Raw genomic sequence first — 25,825 nt, 5'->3', positions numbered from 1 at the left:
TTCTGAGAAAATCACCACAGTTTTTAAGTAAATTTTTTAATCTACAAAAAAACGACTCCCGCTAAAAGCGAAAATCGTTTCAAAAAATTATCTGCGGCTACGTCTGCGATTGCCATTTGTCTGACTATCCGCAATTCGACGGCTAACCGGTGCTTTTTTTCCAAAGGGTAAATGACGCATGAAAACGGTGGCTGCATAACCAGCTAACCAGATCCATAAAAAAAGTTCCACGGGAAACAATAGGAGGAACAAACACGCAACCGCAAAGGGTTGACGCAAGATTATTGCACAACTTGCAGCAGTAAAAATCGCCACTAACAGACCTTCAGAGTAGGGCAAAAGATTGGTAAGTGCTAATCCAAAAGCGACACTGGCAAAAATCATTGGGAAAATAGTTCCACCCCGCCAATTAAATGCCAAAGACATCATAGTCAAAGCAACTTTCCCTAATGCCATTACCAAAAGCATCACAAAGCTTAAATTTTCAGCCTGACGAGTAAAAGATAATAAAGTATGCTCACCAGAAAATAATAAATTCGGTGCAAAGACGCCCACTAAGCCGAAAATAAATCCAGCTAAAATAGCTAACGGCAACGGATTCCTGATCCGGCGGTTAAATTTTTCCGCTTTTTCTTGCGCAAATATAAAAAATTGTCCGAATAAAGCACCTAAAACGATCATCGGCGCAATCAGTAATAATCCTTGCCATGTAATCCCATTATCCATGCTGCGGATCGCAAAAACTTGTTCTTGTCCTGGCAGCAATTGATTCATCAGAAGATAACCTAAAAACCCGGCAAAGGTCGTGAAAATATAAATCACATACCGCTTCAAGCGACTTTCAGTTAAATTTCGCCAATCATCAGCCTCCAATGTCCGGCCAATCCCAAACAAAGGTGCCATGAAAATGATTCCCAAAGTCGTTCCAACACCGAACTCTAGCAACTCTTCCCGGTATTCTGAAACAAAACCAATCCGGTCAGCCGCAAAAGTCAATAAGCCCGCCATAATCGCAATCAAAGCAGCTTCTGGTCCGACACTTGCTCCAAATAATAAAATCAAAAAGCCAGCAGCGGCATTCTTCCAAATCTGACCTTGTTTATAATCCACTCGATCCCGACTATAAAACTCCGACAATGTTTCATTGATCGAACGAGGGTAGGCTTTAAAACGTTGGGCAAACATTCCCACCAGTCCCCCACCAATCAAACAGATTAGTAAAGGATACAACGCCGGATCATTGATTAGACCGGGAATATAATCCCAAATAAAATTGTGACACAAGGTGACAATACTTAAAAATAGTCCAATCACTGCCCCACAAGCCAGCCCAAATAGCCCACTATAGGCAAAGTAACGTAACTTAAAATTATCCATAAATAAATACCTTTCAACATAGACTCTGCTACATTATATCAAAGCTTGCCATGATTAGTAGCTAAATTACGGGTTTTTTTCAGAAAATCAAGCGGATTTTACTAAAACTTTCTTTTTCTGAAAATTTTCTACCCGTTCCAAAGTAGCAGCCAGGTGGTCATTCACCTCATAACTGTCCACTAGAAACTGACGGGTTTTTTCCACAAAGAAACCCTTCAAAAAGCTAAAGAAGAACGCTTCTGGTTGAGAAACATTGCCATAACGATAGATTTGTTCACAGGCTTTTGCTATAGCATCAGGTAAGCCGTTTTTAAAATAAGGATTGTTTTCAAAAGTTAAAGCCTCTGCTTCTGGCGGTAATCCAGCTTTAATAAATTGTTGATTAGCTACATATTTAGCTTTAAAGATTAAATCAACGAATTTTTTGGCTTTGAGATAGCGATTATCACAAAAAGGCAAAAAACGCATAAAGGCTGTCTCAGGGATTAAATGAGCATAACGAGCCTGTAAACCAGCCAGCAAAGCGGCTTCTTTATCCACAGGTTGCTGTAATTTTTTAGGCGCTACGTCTGTTTCACTTGTTTTATTTGTTGTTTTTACTAGTTGTTTACTTGTACTTATCGGCAAATTTTGCGAACTGGTGCTAGCAGATTTTGCGTCTCGTGATTTATCCACAGTTTGCGGGGCGCGATAATTTTTGAAAGTAAATTTCATGACGGTCCCTTCTGCAGGAGCTTTTGGATTCGCCACATAAATCCGATAATTTTTTAAACCATGACGAACCACTTTAATTAAGCCAAGTTCAGCCAATTGGTTTCGTAAAGTCGTCACTTTTCGCTCAGAAATTCTTAAAACCTCGGCTACTTCTGCATTACTATAGTAAATAAAGGGAATTTTTTCTTCATCCAGCCAGCTGCCATCTTGCAAACTATTGTGGATACTGCAAGTCATACGCTGGGTATAAAGAGCATGCAAAAAGATTGCCTCAATCGATAGATCGGCATATTGTGGATTATTTAAAAAATTAAAATCAATTGGTAAAAAATTGCTGTTGGGCAGATTATCTGCGGTCATAAATGTTGATGTAAGACTATTCATAATACTCACCTTTCTCTAGGAAAACTTAAGAAAAAGTTGGTGAAACTTCGTGGTTCAATAGTCTGAGGTGATTGAGATTTGAGTAAATTTGTGGTATACTAAATAGAGATTAGGAGAACGCCAAATTTTCACTAATCTTTAGGATTTAAACAATCTATTTTGACTACTGAATATGTTAATCGCCAAATTAACATCATTCACCGAAGAGTTTGAAGATCGCCAAATCTTTGAACTCTTTTTTTCTTTACGCATTTAGAATAATCGAAATAAAGCCTATTGTAAAGCAATTTATGAACATCTTTTTTTAGGGTAAACTTTTATAAAAGTTTCAAAGATGAATGAAGTAAACTTTATTAATTGTTTAAAGATAATTTAAGTTAACCCTAAAATCTTTTAAATCTTTCAATAAAGTAAACTTAAATAAAAGAAAAAAAAGTTTTTTAAAAAGGTCTTTTGTGGAAAAATATTGGTGAGTCGCTATCTATAATTGAATTATCCACAGGACAAGGCAGAATCCCCTTATTCAAAAAGTAAACTTTAAATCAAGTTTCAAAAGTAATAAAAGTAAACTTAAAATAAAGTGCAAAGATAAAAAAAGTAAACCGCAAACCTCTTAAAAGAAGGTTTTGCGGTTTACTTTTTTTGTAATTAATTCTCATCATTTTCTAATTCAGCAAATAATTTCTGATATTTAGGCTTCTCTTTATACTCTTCCATCGCGGCATCTTCGACTTGTTTTAAGAAGATTCGGTCGTCTTGCAGCAACTCTTTTTCTAAGTAATAATCGTATAAAAATTCAATCACTTTGTCTGGTGTATAGCCGTCAAATTTAGAATCAATCAAGCCTTGTAGTCGGATTTTTGTTTGAGCAGAGATTTTTTGCATTTCGAGTGCTTTTTTTCGAGGATCATTATATTGGCGCTTGCGTCCCCTTTTAGCAGGCGTGCCCTTTTCTCGATTGGCTCTTTGTTCCTGGGCAAGTGCTTTTTGCTGATTCAGCAAGTGCGTTTCCCGTAAGCTACTGGTGTTTTCTATATTCTTTGCTGACAATAATTCCTTTGAAGTTGGCTTTGGTGCAGGTGCTTTCTTTTCCTCATTGGAATACTGGGACATTTTTTCGATCCCTTTATTCTTCTTGTTGGCAGTTAAAAGGGAGTCTAGCTTCATTTTTTTTGCCATTTAGCTCTCCCCTCCCCTACTCTTCACCGCTTAGTAAGCGACGATGTTGATCGATTTCATCTAAAATTGACAAGAAAACTTCATGAGCTCGACGGTCCCATTGCTCTACTTTGCCGTTTTTGTTGATTTCATAAGTAATACCAGAGCCATCGTATCGTTTCAAACGGCTTTGATTTAAGACAACGGTGTCTAATAAATGATTACCGTATAAATCTCTGGCTGCATGATAGATTTCTTGGTCAACTGAGTCTCTTTTTTGCATCATGAAAGGCACAATACCCACCACTTCTAGGCTAGTATCGTATTGTTCAATGAAAAAGTTCATGTAATCAATATAGTTTTGTGCCCCTTTTAGAGATTTTACTTGGGTTTGCAAGATGACAATAACGTATTCAGCCACATACATAGCAGCATTTGAATAAGTACTAATTGTCGGTGGTACATCAATGTAAATGACATCATAAATATCTTTTAATGGCGCAAATAGCTTTTCCATATACTGAAATTGAGCCAATTTATCAGAGGGATACTTTTCGATCATGTAATCTGGAAAATCAGAAAAAGAGATATTTGCAGGAATCAGATCCAAATTGGGGATGATATTGTAAATGGAATCATTAATGTCCCCTCCCCTAACTGCTTCCCAAATCGTATTGTCGAATTCATCAGGTAAATCGTGGGTACCAAAATTCTCAGCAGTTAACTTTAAAACGTCACTGGTATTGCCCTGAGGATCCAAATCGATAACTAAGGTTTTTCGTTCAGTCTGATAGGCGCTCTCGAATGAGAGCATTTGTACAGTGGTAGATTTACCTACCCCACCTTTAAAATTACCAACGACATATGTTTCAGCTTTCTTATTTGCCATAAGGTAAACTCCAATCTATTTTATATTCAAATAAAGTTTACCATATAATAGTTCGTTTGTAAAAGTTTACTTCAACTCTTTTTTTGTGGTAAACTGTAATAGATATTAAAAGTAACCTTAATAAAGTTAAAAAAGTATACTGAAAAGATTTAAGGAATACTCTTTGATACATGGGTAAACTTTAATTAAAAAGAGTAAACTTTTAAACAATTGTAGTAAACTTTTATGACAATAAAAAAGTATACTTCAAATAAAATAGGTAAACTCTATTAGAATATAAAAGTGAACCTATATAAATCGTTTTAAGTACACTTTATATATTTAGAGTATACTCTATAATTTAAACAAAAGGTAAACTTTATATATATCTAAAAGGTAAACTTTAAATTAAAACACTGATATAAAAGCTTTATTTGAGGTTAACTTAATTATTAAAAAGTTTACCCAATCAAATAGAAAAGTTTACTGAAATTCTTTTAGGATAACTTTATATCATCATAAAGTAAACTTCTATATAAAAGAGGTAAACTATTAAAGAAATGAAGTAAACTAAAATAGTCATTTAAAGTATACTTCAAAATTTAATTTAAAGTACACTTTAAATTAAAAAAGTTAATCATAAAACATCAAGAGTATACTTCAACTGAAATAAAGTAAACCTAATATATGTGGGTAAACTTTAATTCAGTATAAAAGGTAAACTTCAAATAAAAGAAGTAAACTTAATTATGATATTTAAAGTACACTTCAAATATTTAAGGTAAACGAAATATAAAAAATAAGGTATACTCTAAATTAAAAGAGTATACCTTATTTAATTTAATAAAGTAAACTTCAATAAAAAAGTAAACCTCAAAAATATCAGGTAAACAATTTTTTAATTACTGCAGTGATTGTAAGGAGAATAAAAAGTAAACTGCAATTATAAAAGTTTACCTTAAAATAGTATGATTGAGTTTACTTTGAAAATAAAAGTAAACCACAAAAAAACCAATTGAGGTATACTCAATTGGTTTTGAAGTAAACTTTTTAAAGACTTTCGATAACTTGAATGGCTGCGAAGACATCTTCAGCCGTTACATCAGGATCAACCATGTTGAAGGTTTCATTGGCAGAAGCCGCGTGGTTGACCACTTTTATAAGACTTTCTTGGCTAGTATCGGCTACATTTAATGCAGCTAATTTTAATGGTAAACCGGTAGCTTGGTAGAAGGGAATCAGTTTTTGGATTTCGTCATGCTCTTGAGTGTGTGCCAATTGGACTAGAATGCCGTATGCGACCTTTTTACCATGTAATTGATTATGAGTTGCTTCAATATAAGAAAGGCCGTCATGAACAGCATGAGCACCTGCGCTACGTCCATAAGTTGCAGCAAAGCCACCAGTTTCACCAGCGAGTGCGATGATGCAGTCTGTGATGCGTCCAAAGGCTGGAGATAGGCGTTTATTTTTTAAATCGTCAATCGCTGCGACGGAATCTTGTAGTAAAATGTCTAAGATTGCTTTAGCAGCAGCAATTCCAAGGCGTACATAAGCTGATTTTTTATCCTCACTTAAGCGACGAGTAATGCCGTCAATTTCGTACCATTTTGCTAAAGTATCACCGATTCCAGCGATAAAGTAGTCTACCGGTGTCACTTCTAATAAAAAGTCCCAGTCTACTAATGAAAGAAATGGTGCGCGAGTGATATAGCCAATTGAACGGAAAGTTCGATCGGGATGGTAAACTGCTACGATTGGTGTAAATGGCGCACAGTTTGAAATCAATGTTGGAATCAAAATGTATTCTACATTTAAAACTTCGGCTGTCATTTTGGCAGCGTCTAATAGACGACCGCCACCGATAGCTAAAATAACGTCTACTTGACCGATTTCATCTGCTAAACGCTGCGCATCTTCGCGACTGGCTGTTTCGTCATAGCGATAAATCGGGTAGGGTAGTTCTTCTTTATAGTAGCTAGTGAAAACTTCGTAAGATTTTTTTCCAGTAATTACAGCAATTTTTTCAAAAGAAGCCAAGTATTCTGGTAATTCTTCTAAAATATTTTGTCCACTGACGTAACGATTGGCGCCAGGACGGACTTCGTTGGCAATATTCATGTATTCATCTCCAGTTCTTAAATTTTGTTTATTGTAATCTTCTGAATTATTAAAGTCAAATGTGATTTCAATAAATATTTGTGTTGACAAATGAGATGTTAATGAGTATTATAACTTCAACAAGACAACTGAAAGAAAACGTGTGGAAGAGAAAAGTAAGTTTCATGTTTCTTTGTAGAGAGTCTCCGCCTGGTGAAAGGAGATAAGAAGCTGAGGTTGAAAAATGGTCTCTGAACGGCATTGTCGATAAGTAGGCAGTGACGGAGTAGCTTCCGTTAACAATGCTCTAGTATCAATGGTACTAGTCAAGGTAGCTTTTGCTGTGAGGCGGCTACGAATTAAAGGTGGTAACGCGACTTGCTCGTCCTTTTTGCTCAATAAATTTGGGTAGAGAGGGCGAGTTTTTTCTTTTAGTAATAAAAAATTAGGGGGACATTTTCATGAAAGCAGGAGTATTTAAGAAAGCGACAATTTTTGGTGGGATAGCATTAGCAGCAGCGGTTTTATTATCAGGGTGCGGCGCATCGAAATCAGGTTCAGATGAAGCGTTAAGCACAAAAGAAATTTCAGTTGGGGTGACAGCGGGACCTCACGAACAAATTATGGAAAATGTAGCCAAGTTAGCAAAAGAAGATGGTTTAACGATTAAATTAACTACTTTTGATGATTATAATACACCGAATACAGCTTTAAATGATGGTGACTTGAATAGTAACAGTTATCAAACGATTCAGTTTTTAGATCAGCAAGTGGAAGATCGTGGCTATGACATCGTACCGGCTTTCAAAACCATCTATGCTTTAATGGGAATTTATTCAAATAATGTTGATAGCGTAGAAGATATTCCTGATGGTGCAAAAATTGGCGTACCCAATGACCCAAGTAATGAATATCGGGCATTGAAATTATTGGAGACAGCTGGTTTGATTAAATTAAAATCTGGCTTAAATGAATCAGCGACTAAAAATGACATCGCTGAAAATCCAAAAAACTTGGACATTCAAGAATTAGAAGCTTCTCAAATCGTAAATCAATTAGATGATTTAAGTGCTGCAGTGGTCAACGGAAACTTTGCTGTAAATGCTGGTTTAAGTGTGGAAGACGATGCAATTTTCGGTGAACCAACAGAAGGAAACGAGTATTACAACGTTTTTGCTGTACAAAAAGGTCATAAAGATGATGAAGTCGTTAAAACAATCAAAAAATATTACCAATCGGCTGAAAATGTGAAATACATCGAAGATACCTTTAAAGGAGCAATCGTTCCGGCGTTTGAATAACCATCTGAGGCGAAGCTGCGGCTTCGTCTTATCGTTTTTTTTTAGAGTTTTTAAAGTGGAGGAAATTTTATGATTGAGTTGAAAAATGTATCAAAAACTTATGTACAAAAAAAGCGTCAGATTGAAGCCGTTAAGCCAGTTAGTTTAACGATTAATAAAGGCGAAATTTTCGGAGTGGTAGGTTATTCAGGTGCTGGGAAATCCACCTTGATTCGGATGGTGAACTTTTTGGAGCCACCAACGACTGGCGATGTTTTAGTTAATGGTAAAAACCTAAACCAGTTGTCAAAAAAAGAATTGCTATTGGCGCGTCGTAAAATCGGCATGATTTTTCAAGGTTATAATTTGTTATCAACTGCGACAGTTTATGACAACATTGCGAAGCCTTTAAAATTAGAAGGTCTTTCCGCCGATGTGATTAAAGAACGGGTAGATAAGTATTTAACCTTGGTAGGCTTGACTGATCGCAAGGATAATTATCCGGCGCAACTTTCTGGCGGACAAAGACAACGGGTGGCAATTGCACGGGCATTGGCACATGAACCGGAGATTTTGTTGTCAGATGAAGCGACAAGTGCGTTAGATCCGGAGACGACTGAATCAATTTTAGAATTATTGCTGAAAATTAATCAAGAATTAGGGATCACAATTTTCTTGATTACCCATGAAATTGATGTAGTGACACGAATCTGTGATCGCGTTGCGGTGATGGAAGAGGGTGCCGTGATTGAAGAAGGTCCAGTGATCGATGTCTTTACGCGACCAAAGAGTCCGACCACCAAACGATTTATTGGTGCCAATGAAAGTTACAATGTACCTGAAGATGTCTTGGCAGAAGCGAAAGCAACGGGTCGTTTGTTGAATCTGCAATTTATTGGTGAAAAGGCGACGACACCAATCTTGTCACAAGTATCCAAGGATTATCCGATTGCGGCGAATATTTTAAGCGGCAATATCAGTTATTTGAAGGAAAAACCTCATGGACATCTGTTAGTGCAGCTAGAGGGTGGCAGTGAGGCTGAGTTTCAAGCAGCTAAAGCATATATTGCATCGCAAGGCGTTTTTATTGAGGAGGTTAAGTAGATGAGTCAATTGATTTCAGAATGGGGTAGTGTGATTTATGAAGGGATTGGTCAAACCTTAATCATGGTGGGAATCGCCTTGGCGTTTGCGATTATTTTTGGGATTCCATTGGGGGTTTTGCTGGTGATGACGCGAGCAGAAGGGTTAACTCCTAATACAGTGATTTATTCAATTGCCAACACGTTGATCAATATTTTTCGCTCATTACCATTTATTATTTTACTATTTTTAATTTTACCAGTGACACGTTTCTTAGTGGGGACAACCATTGGGGTTCCTGGCGTGCTGCCTCCACTGATTTTATATACGACGCCGTATTTGGCTCGTCTAGTGGAAACCTCGTTGTTAGAAGTTGATCCTGGCGTGATTGAAGCTTACCAATCAATGGGGATTAGCAATTTTAATATTGTTAAAACAGTATTGTTAAGAGAATCGCGAGGCGGAATTATTCGTGGTTTGACGATTGCTTTGATTGGTTTAATCGGTGCGACAGCGATGGCTGGTTTAGTTGGGGCAGGTGGACTTGGGAGTATTGCTTATCAATATGGTTATTTGAGAAATGAACCGAGTGTGATGTATGCCACCATCGTGATCTTGATTATTTTGGTACAATTGGTACAAACGGTGGGTAATCTCATCGCAAATCAATTAGATCGGAGCAAATAATATGAAGATCACAGTCATGCAAATCGATTTAGCCTTTGGTGAACCAGAAAAAAACTTTGCCCATATTAAGGAAATTTTTTCCCAGCAAACTTTTCAGCCTAATCAATTAGTCGTCTTACCAGAAATGTGGAATACTGCTTATGATTTGACTCGTTTGTCAGAGATTGCTGATGAAGAGGGGATGGAGACCCAAGTATTTTTTGCTGAATTAGCCCAAACCCATCAGATTTATATCGTGGCAGGTTCAATTGCTCGTAAAGTGGGTGCAGAATTTTTTAATACGGCTTACACTTTCAATCCAAAAGGGGAAATCGTGGGTGACTATGACAAAGTCCATTTGTTTGGCTTGATGGCAGAAGATCAATATTTGGCTGCCGGTGATCAAGCAACTTCTTTTGATTGGGCAGGACATCAAGTTTCCACAGTGATTTGTTATGACTTGCGCTTTCCAGAATGGTTTCGCAAACAAGGGACGACAGGAACCGAACTGTTTGTTGTACCAGCACAATGGCCGAAGCAACGGATTCAAGTCTGGCGAAAACTATTACAGGCGCGAGCAATTGAAAATCAATGCTATGTTTTAGGGGTTAATCGAGTGGGGAGTGATCCCAACAATCAATTTAATGGTCATTCCATGTTGGCTGATCCTTTTGGGGAAATCGTGATGGAATTGGGCGAAAACGAAACAGTTCTTCAGACGGAAATTGATTTTTCACGATTAAAAGAAGCCCGTAAAGATATTCCTGTTTTCAACGATCGCCGACCAGAATTATACTAATTACTTTCTCAAAAGTTGGTTCTTTCTAACTTTTGAGGATTTTTTGTTTTTGAATGCAAACATGTTAAAATAAAGCACAATAATTAATGAGGTGAACAAGGATTTGGCAAAATTTTATGCAATTAAGGTCGGCAAAAAAACCGGCATCTTTACAACTTGGGAAGAAACCAGCCGCTTAGTCAAAGGTTATCCCGGCGCAAAATATAAATCTTTTCCTACAAAAGCAGAGGCGCAAAACTATTTAGAAGCTCCTAAAGTAACGGATGATTTCAGTGGGTATTCGGCTTTTGTGGATGGCTCCTTCAATAAAGGCAAACAACAATACGGCTCTGGTGTCGTTATTTTGAATAATGGTGAAGTGGTAGATGAACTATCGATTCCTGGAAATGATGCAACTTTTCTCGATAGTTTTCAGATTGCTGGCGAAGTGATCGCCTCACTGGAAGCGGTCAAATGGGCGGTGGATCATCAGCTAGACAAAATCATCATTCATTACGATTATCAAGGCATCGAATCTTGGGCCGTCGGTGATTGGAAAACCAATAAACCGATATCTCAGTTTTATAAAAAGGAATTTGATCAAGTAAGCCGCAATATCAGTGTCTCATTTGTCAAAGTTAAAGGACATTCTGGCGATAAATACAATGATCGAGCAGATTATTTAGCAGGAATGGCGGCAAATGCGTAATTTACAACTGAAAAAATAAAATGCTTGTCGAAGAAATAAAAGGATTAAATTAATTTAAAAGAATCTTCACAGGTTAGATAGTTTTCCTAACTTTTGGAGATTTTTATTTTTGCTTAAAAAGTTTGTGGTAAACTGCCATTTAATAGCTGTTAGAGAAATGAGGAAACCAGATGAAAGCCAAAGATTTATTAGTAAGTTTACAAGTGGCTAGTAGTGAGCCCAATCAAGTACCTGTGATTTCCTTTGTTTATTTGCCTGCGAAAAATCCGATTAATCGTTTAGAAATGATTGTTTTAGCTGATCGGATCGTTTTAAAAGCCAATCCGCGGGTTAAGCCTTTGACTTTGAGTGCTTTTGTGCGGGTTTTGAATCGGAAGAAAGAAGCCTATTTATATGCAGATGATCAGGTTATTTTTGGCTATAAAATAGTAGATACAGGAATTATGTTAGGATAAAATCCTAAATAGTTTTGAAAACTAGATTGAATTATTTTTGAAATCATGATATATTGTCTGTAGAAATGAACGAGGTGAAATTATGGTTGAATTTAGTAAGAAATATTTGATAACTAACGAAGTATTGAATGCAGTGACCCATGGTTTGGCGGCGATTTTGAGTATTGTCGGGCTGGTGGTCTTGCTGCAAAAAGCCAATACCACGTTGAGTTATGTTTCCTTTATTATTTATGGTCTTTCGTTGTTTTTACTATTTTTAGCCTCGACATTATTTCATTCGTTGATTTTTACTAAGGCAAAAAAAGTTTTTCAAGTCTTTGACCATTGTTCGATCTATCTATTGATTGCTGGCACGTACACACCATATTGCTTATTACGAATTCCCGGAGCAAAAGGTATCATTATTTTGACAGTGATTTGGGTGGCAGCGATTAGCGGTATTGTTTATAAAAGTGTCACTTTAAAACGGCAGAACAAAGTTTCAAAGGTCTCGACGATTTTATATAATGTGATGGGCTGGGCGATCGTTTTTGCTTTGCCGACACTGTATCATTCCATCGGATTAAAGGCGTTGATTTTACTATTCTTCGGCGGTGTCGCATATTCGGTTGGTTCATTATTTTACACCATGAAAGATAAAAAATTCACCCACGTCATCTGGCATTTGTTTGTGATGTTGGGGGCAGTCTTGATGTTCTTATCAATCTGTCAATTTTAAAAATAAAATCCTAGAAGCTGAATCATCGGCTTTTGGGATTTTTTTATTTTATAGAAGACTTCACTACTTAGAACGAATCTGGGAGATAGAAGTTACTATTTATATTATTCGCGTAAAAACAAAGGAGGCTATGATACCTCGGATGTTTCATGTGAAAACTTATTATTCTTAAATCATTATACAGAACCTGGATATGGGAATAATTACTATCTTTTCACCGGCGTTTATAAAAAGAGAAATACGTACTATAAGCATGCAAAATCAACAGAAAATGACTTTGAGAAACTAAGTATGGGTAAACAATTTATTGGAAGATTGATTTTTAAAGCTGATTCTGAAATTAGGAATAGTTTTCTTTAAATACGAAACTGTTGTAACTTTATTAAGTGTTTATGAACTTCCAGTAGAAAGCAATATGAGTGATTTTCCAGCTGATGCTAATATTTTAGGTAACTTTTCACAGCTTAAACAGCTTGCTCCACTATCAAATGTGAATGCTATCTGTTTACAAACTGATTTAGCAACAAGGAAGCATTATGTAGGTTCATCTTCTGGAAATAGCAACGGATTGTGGTAAAGATGGATGCAATACGCAAAAGGGGATCATGCCGGAGGAGATGTTGATTTGATAATTGTTGTAAAAGAAAAAGGGAATAATAAAGTCAAAATTATATTCAATATTCAATTTTAGAAATCTTTGATACACGAGTAGACTTTGATAGTGTGATTTACCTTAGAGAAGAATTTTGGAAACAGACCCTTGATACTAGAGTTCATGATTATGATAAAAATTAGAATATAAAAGTGTTCCCTAGAGTTATAAGGGAACACTTTCATTCTTAATAATATTGACTCATATTTAAAATATGTTTATAGATAATTCAAAGTATTAATAGTATCGTATAGTGTTTGATACTGATTTCTTAATTCGTTATCAGAAATATTTGCCTTGTTTAACACTGTATGTGATTGTGCTATAACTTGTTGTAATTTTGCGAAATCTGCACTTCCGACTTCTGTTTCAGTGATACTCTCAGCTACTAAAGTTAGAGTTTCCAAATGAGTATACATTGAAACTGCATAAAATTGTACATCTTCATTAAGCCATCCAGAACGCAATAAACCATCGTGTTCGTCTTTATTAATGGTGAACATATGGGATCCAGCTGCTACAGCATTTTTATTATAGCTACGATATACGGCTGTGTCTTTACCCTCAGAACTAAAGAAAGATCTTCCTTCTTGTAGCCATCCTTGTTGCTTTAACCAGTTATATTCGACGATACTTTTAGTGTAAAAATGATCTCCTGCATTAGGATTATAAAGACGGTATACTTCTTCTCCGCTAGTGGGTGTCATCCATGCAAGTCCCTCTGTTATCCATCCTTGTTCTTCTAACCATTCGGTTTCTTCAAAACTTTCAGTTAAAAAGTGCTCACCCGTATTTGGATTATATTCTCTCCATAAAAAATTTACGCTTGGAATTGACGTATTATAAACTTCCGATACATCAGCATTTGCGCTTGTATCAAACAATCCACCTAACCCCATAGATGCCAATAAACCTATACCTAAAAATACTTTTTTCATATAACTCCTCCTTGTGTAATAAAATTTTGAAATATTTTGGAAATTAATTATACCATATGAACTTATTAAGTAGCAGTCATCTCTAATTATTGTATGTTTCAATTTATAGATATATAAAGTTATTTAAAATTACCAATTAAATTACGCCTGCATCAGGCTAACTTTTTATGATTTTATTATGTCAACTAAAAAAATTATTCAATTAACATAAAAAAATAGATTTTCTATTTATAAATAATTCTTAATGTACTCTAAATGAATTTAGTTCTTATAAAATATCTATTTTTTGGAAAAATCAATTAACAGTTAAAAAATTATTAAATTCATTTTATTGTTAAATAAAATGAATTTATTTCGTTTATTGGAATAAAAGTTGAAATAATTATTGGTTTTGGTTAAAATATAAAATATTGACTGGTATTTTATTAATATTTTTAATAGTGAGTTCTGAATTATGTTTACTATTAATTGCACCATTCAATATCAGAATATCGAAGGTGACACTATTTCATCTAATGTGATTAAGTCCGGTAATGTTGGGGGTGCTATACATCAGAAAAACTAAGTATTAATTTTGTTTAAACAGTCATACTGTTTTCAGGAACATTTACTACTGATCCACAAACTATACTATTCGCAATACTTAGCGGGGAAATTCTAATCATCGGTGTTTTTATAATATATAGTAAATTTAAAATAAAAAAAAGACTGTAAATTAACCGATATAATCTCACAATCACGCGATATCCAAAATATTTTAAATAAATAATTTATAGGAGAACAAAATGAAAAAATCATATAGTTTATTATGTATAATCATAATAATGTTAGGTCAATTAATTTTGCCGATTTCTGCTGCTGCTGAAACAACTACAAGTTATAGTGAAGCAATTGATACCTGGATGCCCGATAAAAATTTACAAAAAGCGGTGGCTGAGAAGTATAATGTTGATGTTGATCATTTAACAAAAGAAATATTAGAAAACAATCAAGAATCCTATGTGGACCTTATGCTAACAGATGATCTTAACACAGCCAGTGATAGCGGACGTTACTATGTAGAAAATTTGAAAGGTTTAGAATTTATTTCAGGAATGTTAAATGTAGATATTAGCTTGTATCATACAACTAATACATTTATGAGTATAGATCAATCCTACTTTTTAGATATCAAAAATAATGCAAAAAGAAATCATACGATTTTTAATGAAAATTATAACTCGGAATTCACAAATTTTTCTCTATTTTGGGATTATTTAAATGGTGATAATACTTATTCATCTTTTTCTTTAGCTGACAGTCAGTCAATAAATCGAACAACTAATTTACGTTTAGAAACAACTATCGATGACTACAGAAATATAGTCCTACCTATTTCTAATTTTTATCAAAAAGGAACACCATTTTCGGAATCATATAGTGGTGCAATCTTGTCCATAGATCCATTAGAAGCGGTATGGGACAATGATTTTGATACAACAGAAGAGGCAGAAAACCCGTTAAATTTTTTGGATTATGTATATGTTTCTCAAGAAAACATAAAGTTAGTTTATGCTATATATCTAGAAAATGATAATTTGGTTTTTAAATTAAAGAAAGGTGATATCGATTTATCAGATATTGATTTAGATGAACCTTTAAGTACTAGTTTATCGTTATATCATATGTTAATACCTACTAGAAGCTTATTAGGTAATTATCGTTTTAGTACACAATTAAACACAGATATATATTTGAAAAAACCTATAGAAATAGGAGAGAATGTAACTATTCAATATCAAGATACAGAAGGTAATACCCTTGCACCTAACGAGGTTAAATCTGGTAATGTTGGGGATCCTTATACATCAGAGGAACTAACTATTGATGGTTATACATTTAAAGAAGTTAAAGGTAATGCTTCAGGAACATTTACTACTGATCCACAAACGGTTACCTACGTTTATACAAAGGATCCTGTTAAAAAAGCGGAGGTAACTATTCAATATCAAGATACAGAAGGTAATACCCTGGTACCTAACGATGTTAAATCCGGAAATATTGGTGATACTTATACATCAGAAGAACTAACTATTGATGGTTATACGTTTAAAGAAGTTAAAGGTAATGCTTCAGGAACATTTACTACTGATCCACAAACGGTTACCTACGTTTATACAAAGGATCCTGATAAAGGTGGTGGAGTAACTATTCAATACCAAGACACCGAAGGCAATACTATTGCACCTAACGATGTTAAATCCGGTAATGTTGGGGAACCTTATACATCAGAGAAACTAACTATCGATGGTTATACGTATAAAGAAGTTAAAGGACAAGCTTCAGGAACATTTACAACTAATCCACAAACGGTTACCTACGTTTATACAAAGGATCCTGATAAAAAAGCTGAGGTAACTATTCAATATCAAGATACTAAAGGTAATACTATTGCACCTAATGTGGTTAAATCCGGTAATGTTGGGGAACCTTATACATCAGAGAAACTAACTATTGATGGTTATACGTTTAAAGAAGTTAAAGGAGCTGCGTCAGGAACATTTACAACTGATCCACAAACGGTTACCTACGTTTATACGAATAATCAGGTCTCTTCTGTAATTCCCACAGATAGTAATATACCTATTAATTCAAAACCAATAATGAAATTTCTTCCTCAAACTGGTGAATCAAAGACTATATTATTCACATTACTTGGTGGAGTAATTCTAGTCATTGGAATAGGTATATTTATTTCAAGACAAAAAAAAATTAGATAAAAAATTCATTTCATACTTGAGCTAATTGCCAACTATTGAAAGAAAATCAATAGAGTAATTCACGCGGATAGGTGTTCTTTTGCCTAGCCGCGTCTTTGTTGTATGTAGGATTTTTTTATGGTTTAATCAATAGTATTATTTTTTCTGGCTTAGTATATTTTTGATTCCATATAGAAATCTATGAAAAAATAATCAGATAAAGCATACACATTCTCGTAATAGATGCTCAGAAGATAATGCTAGAATTGAGTGTTTTCACTTGAATTAGAAGCGTGGACATATAAACTTCCAAGCGTTTATGCAAATAGGTGGAGCAATAATTGGAATTGATAACTATATTCGTTGGTACAATAATGATTGGATTTCATTAGTTATAGGGAACTAATGAACAATGGTACAATATGCCAATTAAGTAGCAGACTATCTGAGACAGATGAAAAATTATGTATGATATCTTATTTGAAAAAATAATGAGTTACTTTGCCTTGGGGTTCAAGCGGAGGCGCAAAGTATCGAAGGCAGCACGATTATTTACAGCGTATTATCTACAATCTAGAAAAGGGTTGTACGTTGGACTATGTTACTGGAAATATTAAATAAAGAGGGGTATGTATGAAAAAAATAGTTAAAACAATCCCTTTGATTCTTTTATTATTAATTGGATTAGCTTTAATTTTTAACAATCAGATAAAAAATTTTATCATTAGTAAAACAAGTGAACAGTATCAAGTCTCCAATGTAACAAAAAAAGAAATACAAGAAAATAAAAAAAAGAAAGAAACTTTTGATTTTGATGGAGTGCAACCCATCAGTAGTGAAGCTGTATTAAAAGCTAAATTATCTAACAAACGCTTACCAGTTATTGGCGGAGTAGCGATACCTAGCGTAGCTATCAATTTACCCATATTTAAGGGATTATCCAACGAAGCATTGTTGTGGGGTGCTGGTACGACTAAAGAGAATCAGCAAATGGGAGTGGGTAACTATGGATTAGCAAGTCACCATGCTTATGAGGATGATTTATTATTTTCACCTTTAGGAAAAGTTAATTTGGGCGCAACTATCTACTTAACTGACTTAGAAAATATTTATGAGTACAAAGTCACTTCAAAAGAAAAGGTGGATCCCACAGCAGTCCAATGGCTAGATGAAGTACCTGATAAATCATTAGTTACTTTAGTTACATGTGGAGATGTGAGTGGAATAAACAGAGTAATTGTTCAAGGAGAGTTACAGCAAACAGTACCTGTATTAAGTGCTGATAAAGACATGACAAATGCTTTTAATATGGAAGAAAAAACCTATTAATAGGAAAGAGGTTCTAATTTGATTTCATTTTTAATAATCCTAATGTTGCTTTATTTTATAAGAAAGCAATTCTCGTATGAATCCGTTAGTAAATTAACTTATTATTTTTTGCCCTCTTTTTCCTTGCTACAAGTGATCTTTCAATTTCATTACAGTCAAAATAATTTAATCATTTTACTTTTATGTATTTTTATTGGTTCCTCAGTAGGCTATTATCAAGCAAAATATGCAATGATCAGGCAGCACTTAATCCCGATGTATGTTTACTTTGACGATAATGGTGAAAAAAAGAATATATATAAAAATCAAGTGGCCGTGAAAGGTGGTCTACATTATTTGATCGGTTGGATTACCATTTTTGTGATTCAAGTGGTAATCCAAGTAATTTTTACAGCCAGTAAGGTTCAATTAAATTCAGCACTTTATGGGGAACTACTTGAGGATTTATTTTCTATATATAGATTACAAGATTTTCAGAAAGGATCACAGGCTTGGTTCACGTGGTCTTTATATGGTTTTTCTAGTCTGTCATACCTTTTATTCTTGTGTAAGAGAAACATAGTTATTAAAGAAGTTCTTTTCCATACTAATAAAGAAATCATAGAGTAATTATATTCAATATTCATCTATTTTAATTAAAATGCTGTAAATTGTAAGTGTTACTTTAGCATGGAAGTTAATTGAATCTTAGTTATGATTAGACATAAAACGTATTTAAGCCTAGTATTGAGTAAAATGAAGATACAAAAATATATCTTTTAAAGAAGGAATGAATGCTATGAAAACATGTACTAAAATTGGAATTGGTGTACTAACTATTGCTGGTGCATACGCTACAATTAACTGTTCAGAAAAAATACTAGGTAAGTTTGAACGTGAGGTAACTCGCTACAAAACTAAAAAAGTTGTTAAAGATAAATTTAATGGTAACGAAAAATTATTAGATATTGTTGATGATTTATCTGATAGCGAGCTAGACTCACTTAATCAAATCATTAAAAACGTTAAAACTAGTCGAGAAAAAGTTAAAGAAATGGGAAAGAAGATAAAAGATACTGCGGGAATTGTATTGTAATAGAAAGTCTTTAATTCCTTGAGTCTATAACATAAGTCTCCGAAAAAACTCCAGAAATGGCGGAAAACCGTCCATTTCTGGAGTTTTTTTGTAAAATAGCAGTGGTAATCGTACTCTCAATCATTCAATCTCCGAAAGGAATTAAAGTAAATATGCTCACTTTGGATATCTCAACTTGCTATTACCCAAAAGAAGATAATACCACTTAGTTTATCAATGAACGCGTCGAATCCCTTGAAATCAATGAGCTTGATCTTTTTTGGCGTCCTCGAAATTATGATCTGTGCGGGAAGATTAAAGCTAGTTCTTTTCCCCTCAATTTCAATCCGTACCGAACAAATACGCAAAAAATCTATAGCTATGCTCGAGATATCAAAGAGTACAAACAGAAAAATATACTAAAAAAGAAACAATTCAAGAAGCGTTAATCCAAGGTGGCAATACGTACATCATTAAGGTTAGTCCTTTGACGGATTATTTTAATGTAAACAATGAGCTTTACTTTCAGAACTTAAAAATGGAAAAATCTGCGCAATAAGAAAAATTGATCTAGAACCAGTCTTTGCGTGAATGAGGGCTGCGTTGTATGGAGGGATGGGAGAGGTGAAGAAAGAACCAATCCTCCTATTAGGGCATTAAATATGAGCACTCTAGCTGCAAGAAAATATATCAACATTTTGAGTACGTAAATAAGTTGGCTCCCAGAAATCATTTACAGTTTCCAGGAGCCAACTTTTTCAAAATAACAACTATGACTTATGTTACGTTCCCTTTATGATTTGTGGGCATTAAACTTATCTCCCAGTCAATTATGGATGTTAGAAGTTCACTAAATATATTAAATATAAAATAATGATTATTTAAGAGATCAAGACATCAGTACATTATAAGAGTAGTTAATTTCATGTTTCCATCCTCTTTATTTTCGCTATATAAGTGCCTCTCATTGATTTTAAATTGAATATTATAATTTATTTAAATAACACTTGTAGTATGTCTGCTCCATATTTTTGTTGATAAACTACACTAGTTACATTTAAATTTAGCTACAATAAAATAATCAAAAAAGAAAGAGGATAACTATGAAGAAATTAATTTTTATACTGGCGCTACTCTTTAGTTTTATAACTGTTACAAAGACAGTACATGCAGAAACTACTATACTACCTCCTAATCCTATAACCAATGTTCGAATTGATGCAAATTTAAAAAATAATGCAGAAGTAAAGTTGGATAATTTAGATATGCTTAATTCTAGACTTTATACCTTAGTGGACAATGAAAAAAATTTATATTTTTGTTTAGATGAAAGTAAATATTATCCTACTGGAAATGATTATCGGGCGGATTTAAATGAAAAACTACCTAGTTCTGTTTTATGGTTAATGGAAAATTTTTATCAAAATCAAGGAAAAAATGAAGAAGTTAAAAATATCCCTGCCTACAAAGATGCAAATGAATTGACCAGATATGCTGCTACTCAAATTGTTATATGGAAATTTACTGGAGGAAAATTTAGTGACAAGTTACTCACATCGAATCCGATAGTTAATGAACTATATAATGAAGCAAAAGCAAAACCAACTGATGACCACTCTTATCAAGAAATGATTGATAGATTGAACAATGTCGAAATAAATGCCAGTGAGATAACTCCTCATGGGGAAGATGGCGATAATTATCTTTACAAACTTCAATTTGAAGATAATTTAGACTCGGAAACGGAAAAACTATTTAAAATTGATAGTAACGAGACCAATATTAATGTTCAATTATACAAAAATTCTACTATAGAAAATATTACCAAAGATGTGACAATTGAAAATAATTATCAAGATCGTACTATTTTAATAAATATCCCAAAAACACTTATTGATGATAATCCTTCAGAAGATGCTAGTCTTTATTTTAATATAGATTCTGCTCTTGTGACGAGACAACCTTATTATTTGGTATTTGGGACCACAGGGTTTGTACAACCTATTGGAGGATATCAACCTATTAAAAAAATACTAACCACAAGAGCTAGTATTGATTTAAACACCTCCAACAAATCATTTTCAGTCCTAAAACACTGGGATGATAATAATAATCAAGATGGAAAAAGGCCTGAAGGCTTAAAAGTGCAATTGTATCAGAGTGATACACCCTATGAATATACAAATACAGAGGCCACTACGTCTGGTAAGGAAAACAAATTTGGTGATACACAATTATTAAACCAAGAGAATGGATGGGAATATATTTGGGCAAATTTACCAGCAGAGAACGATCAAGGAGAAAAATTATATTATACTGCTAGAGAAGAATTAAATGAAAATTCTGGTTATGATCTCACGATAAAAGATACAGATAATGGCAATGCTATTCTTCTAACCAATTCAAATGATCCTGAACAAATTAATTTAGCCGGAATAAAAAAATGGGACGATGCTAATAATCAAGATGGCATTCGCCCAAATAATATATCAATCAATTTGTTGGCCGACGGGGAAGCTATTCAAACTACGACTACTAATGAAAATTTAGGATGGTCATATGAATTTACTGATTTACCGAAATTTAAAAATGGAAAAGAAATTGTCTATACTGTTGAGGAACAGGATGTGCCTGGGTATACCACAAGTATAGATGGCAACACAATTACGAATGCCCATACACCTGAGTTAACAAAAATTGATGGTAAAAAAGTTTGGAATGATAGTAATAACCAAGATGGAAAGCGTCCAAATGCTATTACTGTAAATCTTTTAGCAGATGGAAGTAAAATAGATTCAAAAGTAGTGACTGAAAAAGAAAACTGGACCTACCAGTTTACTAATCTGGCTAAGTATAAAGAAGGACACGAAATAGTTTACACAGTCACCGAAAATACGATTCCAGACTATTCAACTAGTATTAACGGTACAACAATTACAAATAGCTATACGCCAGGTAAAACAAGTGTCACTGTGACAAAAGCTTGGGATGATCGTAATAATCAAGATGGTCTTCGCCCCGAGGGCATTAAAGTGCAATTATATGCAGATGGGGAGAAGATAAAATCACCTGTACTACTGAATGATTCCAATAATTGGACAACTACATGGGATGACTTACCTGAAAAAGAAGCAGGAAAAACAATTGAATATACAGTTAAAGAAGTAGACAAATTGGATGGATATGATGTTAGCGTCAATGACCATGATAAGGGTAATATTATCATTACGAATGCCCATACACCTGAGTTAACAAAAATTGATGGTAAAAAAGTTTGGAATGATAGTAATAACCAAGATGGAAAGCGTCCGAATTCTATTACTGTGAATCTTTTAGCGGATGGAAGTAAAATAGATTCAAAAGTAGTGACTGAAAAAGAGAACTGGACCTACCAGTTTACTAATCTGGCTAAGTATAAAGAAGGACACGAAATAGTTTACACAGTCACCGAAAATACTATTCCAGACTATTCAACTAGTATTAACGGTACAACAATTACAAATAGCTATACGCCAGGTAAAACAAGTGTCACTGTGACAAAAGCTTGGGATGATAGTAATAATCAAGATGGTCTTCGTCCCGAGGGCATTAAAGTGCAATTATATGCAAATGGGGAGAAGCTAAAATCGCCAGTACTATTGAATGATTCTAATAATTGGACAACTACTTGGGATGACTTACCTGAAAGAGAATCAGAAAAGGCTATTGAATACACAGTTAAAGAAGTAGATAAATTGGATGGGTATGACGTTAGCATCGATGATCATGATAAGGGTAATATTATTATTACCAATTCTCACAATGCTGTAAAAAAAGATGGATCTAATTCAAAAACAAAACAGCAGAGCTTTCCGGCAACCGGTGAAAATCAAAATAAGCTATATCTAATTGTAGGTTTGATTTTAATAGCTTTTCTCGGGTATATAATACTAAAGAAACTTTATAACAAGAATACAAAGAGTTAATTGTCGATATCGTCAAATATATTAGGATAGATAGAAATGTCTTATTGAGAAAAAGAACGTCCCTATTTTAAATGGGAACTGATGAACGTTACACAAGCACGCTGTGCAATGTTGCAAGAAATAATGTAATTTCTGCAACATTGTGGCAGTTATCAAATGTATTCTCAGTGTAGTTTATGAGTATACGCATATTAGAGTTTTTAAATTTCTGATATTTTTATGCGGTTCAAAAATGAGAACATCCTTTAAAAATTGTGGTAAAATTTTGACTTCCATTTTATATGATGAAAATGAATTCTATTACTGCGTTCCTCCTTTTCTTTGCCTTAAATAGTTTTTAATTATTATTTAAAATAGTATAAGATTTATGTTTTATTTTTATAAATAATTGTGAAATTGATTTATAATAATAGTTATTTAGTTAGCCTGTTTCTAGGTACCATAGCTACAAAAAAACTTGCACAGATATCTACTCTTTTCAGGAGAAGGTATTTGTACAAGTTTTTTTACTTCTTTTAACTGTTTTTGTACTTGGTATAGTGAATACCAAGTATAAATCAATATACACTATTTAAAAGCAAATATAACGATAGCTTATATTGGTATGTTAACCAAAAATCATATTAATTTCAATCTTTTTTCAAATAAAAATAATTGTTAGTTGAAAATTAACAAATAAATTTGATTTTTTTTGTTTTTTTAATATTTTTAACAACCGTCAATTAAGCCGTCAAAAAAAGGAGTGTTTTTTAATGCCTAAACGAGGCGAAAATATCTACAAAAGAAAAGACTTACGGTGGGAAGGCCGATATAAAAAAGGGATCAAAGAAAATGGGAAAATCCATTATGGCTATATTTATGGACGCAGCTATAAAGAAGTAAAGGAGAAGCTTTATTATTACAAATTGACTTATCAAAAGGTCTGTCAACAAAATGGGTTAAGTGCGCAATCCTATGAAGAATGGGTCTATCAGTGGCTAAAAGAACGAAGAAAGACGCTAAAGGAAAGTACCTATGCCACATATTTTTATAAGTTAAAGCGTTATGTCTTCTCTCATATAGGGAATATGCCTTTAAATCAGTTAACAAAAGAGAGTATTCAACAAGTTATTGATACCTTAAGTGACCAAAACCTTGGCGCTTCAACCATTCACGTTATCTATCAAATTGTTAAAAAGAGCTTACAAGATGCTCTTACAAAAGGAAAAATTAATCAACAACCTTGTCATCATATAGACTTACCAAAAAAACAAAAAAAGATGATTCGATCTCTGTCTACTGAGGAAGAAGAAAAGGTTGAAATTGCTGCCAAGCAACTACCCCTGTCTAAGGGATTACCTATTATTTTAGCGCTAAATACTGGGTTAAGGATTGGAGAAATATCAGCTTTAAAGTGGTCAGATATCGATTTTAAGGCAAAAACACTTCGTGTTACTCAATCTTACCAACGGGTTCCTTTACAACAGGAACAACAGAAAACAACTTTATTATTTACATCGGCAAAGAGTGAACAATCAATACGGGTTGTTCCTATCGGTCGAAATCTTTACAAATGGTTAAAAAAGGGTGCACGAAAAGCAACGGGACCTTACGTCTGTTCCTCTCGGGAACTACCTCAAGAGCCTAGGCAAATTACTTACTATTTCCACCAAATTTTAACGAAATGTGACTTGAAAAATATTCACTTTCACCAATTGCGTCATACTTTTGCCACGAGATGTATTGAAGCTAATGCTAGCATCACAGCAGTAAGTGCAATTCTTGGCCATGCATCTACTCAAATGACCCTTGATGTCTATACTGATGCAAATTTAAAAAGTCGCCAACAAGCAATCTTAAAAAGAGAACAAATCGCCTAACGTCATTTTTCTTCAATATTCATTTAAAAAATGAAATGAGAAAACTGAGGGGGGCTTTTTTTGTTTTTTTTTCAGATTCTTCCTCTTTTAAAGCTGTGACATTTTCCGTTTATGTTATCGCTAGCTTTCAAGATAAAAAGTACCTCGTTATTCCGTAATAGCCGTCAATGGTCGTCAATGAGCCTATTCAAAAACTATTGATATCAAGGTTTATAGTCTTGTGCTTGGTATTCACTATACCAAGTACAAATTAATATAAACGAATATGTTGATTATCTTTTTTTAAGAAAGAAAAAAATGAAAGGAGGTGTAAAAGTGAGAGTTCTTATTGTAACAAATAATATAGAAAATGAAATGACGCTCCATGAGCAACTATGCCGATTAAATCATGAGATATATATAACTCGTGATTTATATGTAAATTGGTTGCAAAGTGGGAAATTCCCACGTTGGACAAGTAATTTTCCAATTATTATTATCAGTGAAACAATTTCACAAAAGGAAGCTCTGGAAATTCTTGAGTACATTATTAGTTGGGAAACTATCTGTTTATTAAAAACAGATGAAGTATTAACTATTGAGGAAGAAGGAATTCTATGTGATGGCGGCTTTGATGCTTGTATTTCAACTCAAGGATCCTTTTCAGAACTTAGAGAAACAATATTTAATTGTTCGACAAAAGAAAAAAAAGGGATAGATATTCAAAAAAAACAGTTAACAGTTACTTTTAAAAATTTTCAAGAGCAACTGGCTCCAAAAGATCAACAAATTATTTCCGTATTACTAAAAGCTACCGATAGACCCATTACTAGAAAAGAATTGTCAAATATATTGTGGCATAAATGTACAAATGCTACTTTAAGTCAACTCTCATTACGAATAGGCAAAATTAATAAACGAATTTTTAATGAATATGGTGTGAAATCTGCTATCCAAACATTATGGGGTAAAGGTTACTATTTCAAAGAACTTTTCTATGCAAATATAAATTAAATTAGAT

At 33.8% G+C, this 25,825-nt stretch carries 21 protein-coding genes, 1 pseudogene and 1 other annotated feature; of the genes and pseudogenes, 16 read left to right on the top strand and 6 right to left on the bottom strand.

The genetic code is table 11. From position 1 onward, the window contains the following. Positions 1-87: 87 nt before the first annotated feature. From ACVWNY_RS15380 to ACVWNY_RS15360, 5 genes are all read right to left on the bottom strand, one after another. On the bottom strand, positions 88-1,377 hold the full coding sequence (locus tag ACVWNY_RS15380) for a chloride channel protein (protein ID WP_454071867.1): 1,290 nt from the start codon (positions 1,375-1,377) through the stop codon (positions 88-90). Between the two features lie 87 nt (positions 1,378-1,464). Next, positions 1,465-2,475: a replication initiator protein A gene (locus tag ACVWNY_RS15375; protein ID WP_454071866.1), complete on the bottom strand. Its 1,011-nt coding sequence runs from the start codon at positions 2,473-2,475 to the stop codon at positions 1,465-1,467. A 648-nt stretch (positions 2,476-3,123) separates the two neighbouring features. Beyond that, positions 3,124-3,654: a hypothetical protein gene (locus tag ACVWNY_RS15370; protein WP_218325476.1), complete on the bottom strand. Its 531-nt coding sequence runs from the start codon at positions 3,652-3,654 to the stop codon at positions 3,124-3,126. 16 nt (positions 3,655-3,670) lie between these two features. Then, positions 3,671-4,522 carry a ParA family protein gene (locus tag ACVWNY_RS15365; RefSeq protein WP_218325475.1) on the bottom strand — a complete coding sequence of 284 codons (852 nt, stop codon included), beginning with the start codon at positions 4,520-4,522 and terminating at the stop codon, positions 3,671-3,673. Positions 4,523-5,551: 1,029 nt separating this feature from the next. Next, positions 5,552-6,622, bottom strand: a complete 1,071-nt coding sequence (locus ACVWNY_RS15360; protein ID WP_218325474.1) for an iron-containing alcohol dehydrogenase family protein — start codon at positions 6,620-6,622, stop codon at positions 5,552-5,554. A 134-nt stretch (positions 6,623-6,756) separates the two neighbouring features. Then, positions 6,757-6,994 (top strand) — a binding site (T-box leader). A 68-nt stretch (positions 6,995-7,062) separates the two neighbouring features. Here ACVWNY_RS15360 and ACVWNY_RS15355 point away from each other — a divergent pair. From ACVWNY_RS15355 to ACVWNY_RS15320, 8 genes are all read left to right on the top strand, one after another. Then, a complete protein-coding gene (locus tag ACVWNY_RS15355; RefSeq protein ID WP_218325473.1) occupies positions 7,063-7,902 on the top strand; it encodes a MetQ/NlpA family ABC transporter substrate-binding protein in 840 nt (279 codons plus the stop codon). A 69-nt stretch (positions 7,903-7,971) separates the two neighbouring features. Further along, the gene (locus ACVWNY_RS15350) at positions 7,972-8,985 is read left to right on the top strand and encodes a methionine ABC transporter ATP-binding protein (protein ID WP_218325472.1); all 1,014 of its coding nucleotides are present in this window, start codon (positions 7,972-7,974) and stop codon (positions 8,983-8,985) included. Then, on the top strand, positions 8,986-9,651 hold the full coding sequence (locus ACVWNY_RS15345; protein WP_218325471.1) for a methionine ABC transporter permease: 666 nt from the start codon (positions 8,986-8,988) through the stop codon (positions 9,649-9,651). Between the two features lies 1 nt (position 9,652). After that, positions 9,653-10,429, top strand: coding sequence for a carbon-nitrogen family hydrolase (locus ACVWNY_RS15340; RefSeq protein WP_218325470.1), 777 nt, complete (start codon positions 9,653-9,655; stop codon positions 10,427-10,429). A 103-nt stretch (positions 10,430-10,532) separates the two neighbouring features. Continuing rightward, the gene (locus tag ACVWNY_RS15335; protein WP_218325469.1) at positions 10,533-11,117 is read left to right on the top strand and encodes a ribonuclease H1 domain-containing protein; all 585 of its coding nucleotides are present in this window, start codon (positions 10,533-10,535) and stop codon (positions 11,115-11,117) included. 170 nt (positions 11,118-11,287) lie between these two features. Then, complete coding sequence (locus tag ACVWNY_RS15330) at positions 11,288-11,572, top strand: hypothetical protein (RefSeq protein WP_218325468.1); 285 nt, start codon at positions 11,288-11,290, stop codon at positions 11,570-11,572. A gap of 82 nt (positions 11,573-11,654) precedes the next feature. Continuing rightward, positions 11,655-12,290, top strand: coding sequence for a PAQR family membrane homeostasis protein TrhA (gene trhA / locus ACVWNY_RS15325; protein WP_246601431.1), 636 nt, complete (start codon positions 11,655-11,657; stop codon positions 12,288-12,290). 415 nt (positions 12,291-12,705) lie between these two features. Then, positions 12,706-12,867 carry a GIY-YIG nuclease family protein gene (locus tag ACVWNY_RS15320; protein WP_454071865.1) on the top strand — a complete coding sequence of 54 codons (162 nt, stop codon included), beginning with the start codon at positions 12,706-12,708 and terminating at the stop codon, positions 12,865-12,867. Positions 12,868-13,160: 293 nt separating this feature from the next. Here ACVWNY_RS15320 and ACVWNY_RS15315 read toward each other — a convergent pair whose 3' ends face one another. Continuing rightward, complete coding sequence (locus ACVWNY_RS15315) at positions 13,161-13,880, bottom strand: hypothetical protein (RefSeq protein ID WP_218325467.1); 720 nt, start codon at positions 13,878-13,880, stop codon at positions 13,161-13,163. 785 nt (positions 13,881-14,665) lie between these two features. Between ACVWNY_RS15315 and ACVWNY_RS15310 the strand changes: the two genes are divergently transcribed. The 8 genes and pseudogenes from ACVWNY_RS15310 (at position 14,666) to ACVWNY_RS15275 (ending at position 25,818) form a co-directional block, all read left to right on the top strand. Further along, entirely contained in the window at positions 14,666-16,639 is a 1,974-nt protein-coding gene (locus ACVWNY_RS15310) for a MucBP domain-containing protein (protein WP_454072341.1), read from the top strand. A gap of 196 nt (positions 16,640-16,835) precedes the next feature. Next, positions 16,836-17,024: pseudogene (locus tag ACVWNY_RS15305) on the top strand (IS3-like element IS1520 family transposase); the annotation flags it as partial. A gap of 227 nt (positions 17,025-17,251) precedes the next feature. After that, on the top strand, positions 17,252-17,947 hold the full coding sequence (locus ACVWNY_RS15300) for a class A sortase (RefSeq protein ID WP_438720981.1): 696 nt from the start codon (positions 17,252-17,254) through the stop codon (positions 17,945-17,947). An 18-nt stretch (positions 17,948-17,965) separates the two neighbouring features. Further along, entirely contained in the window at positions 17,966-18,556 is a 591-nt protein-coding gene (locus ACVWNY_RS15295) for a hypothetical protein (RefSeq protein WP_218325464.1), read from the top strand. A gap of 169 nt (positions 18,557-18,725) precedes the next feature. Then, on the top strand, positions 18,726-19,022 hold the full coding sequence (locus ACVWNY_RS15290; protein ID WP_218325463.1) for a hypothetical protein: 297 nt from the start codon (positions 18,726-18,728) through the stop codon (positions 19,020-19,022). Between the two features lie 1,082 nt (positions 19,023-20,104). Beyond that, complete coding sequence (locus ACVWNY_RS15285) at positions 20,105-22,966, top strand: Cna B-type domain-containing protein (RefSeq protein WP_454072340.1); 2,862 nt, start codon at positions 20,105-20,107, stop codon at positions 22,964-22,966. A 752-nt stretch (positions 22,967-23,718) separates the two neighbouring features. Continuing rightward, positions 23,719-24,825 (top strand): tyrosine-type recombinase/integrase, encoded by a 1,107-nt coding sequence (locus ACVWNY_RS15280; protein ID WP_454071432.1) that lies wholly within the window; start codon positions 23,719-23,721, stop codon positions 24,823-24,825. A 315-nt stretch (positions 24,826-25,140) separates the two neighbouring features. Then, positions 25,141-25,818 carry a winged helix-turn-helix domain-containing protein gene (locus ACVWNY_RS15275; protein ID WP_454072339.1) on the top strand — a complete coding sequence of 226 codons (678 nt, stop codon included), beginning with the start codon at positions 25,141-25,143 and terminating at the stop codon, positions 25,816-25,818. Positions 25,819-25,825: the final 7 nt, after the last annotated feature.

Source organism: Enterococcus sp. JNUCC 77, assembly GCF_054819945.1.
The sequence above is the reverse complement of the archived record's forward strand: the minus strand, read 5'-3'. Positions and strand labels throughout refer to the sequence as shown.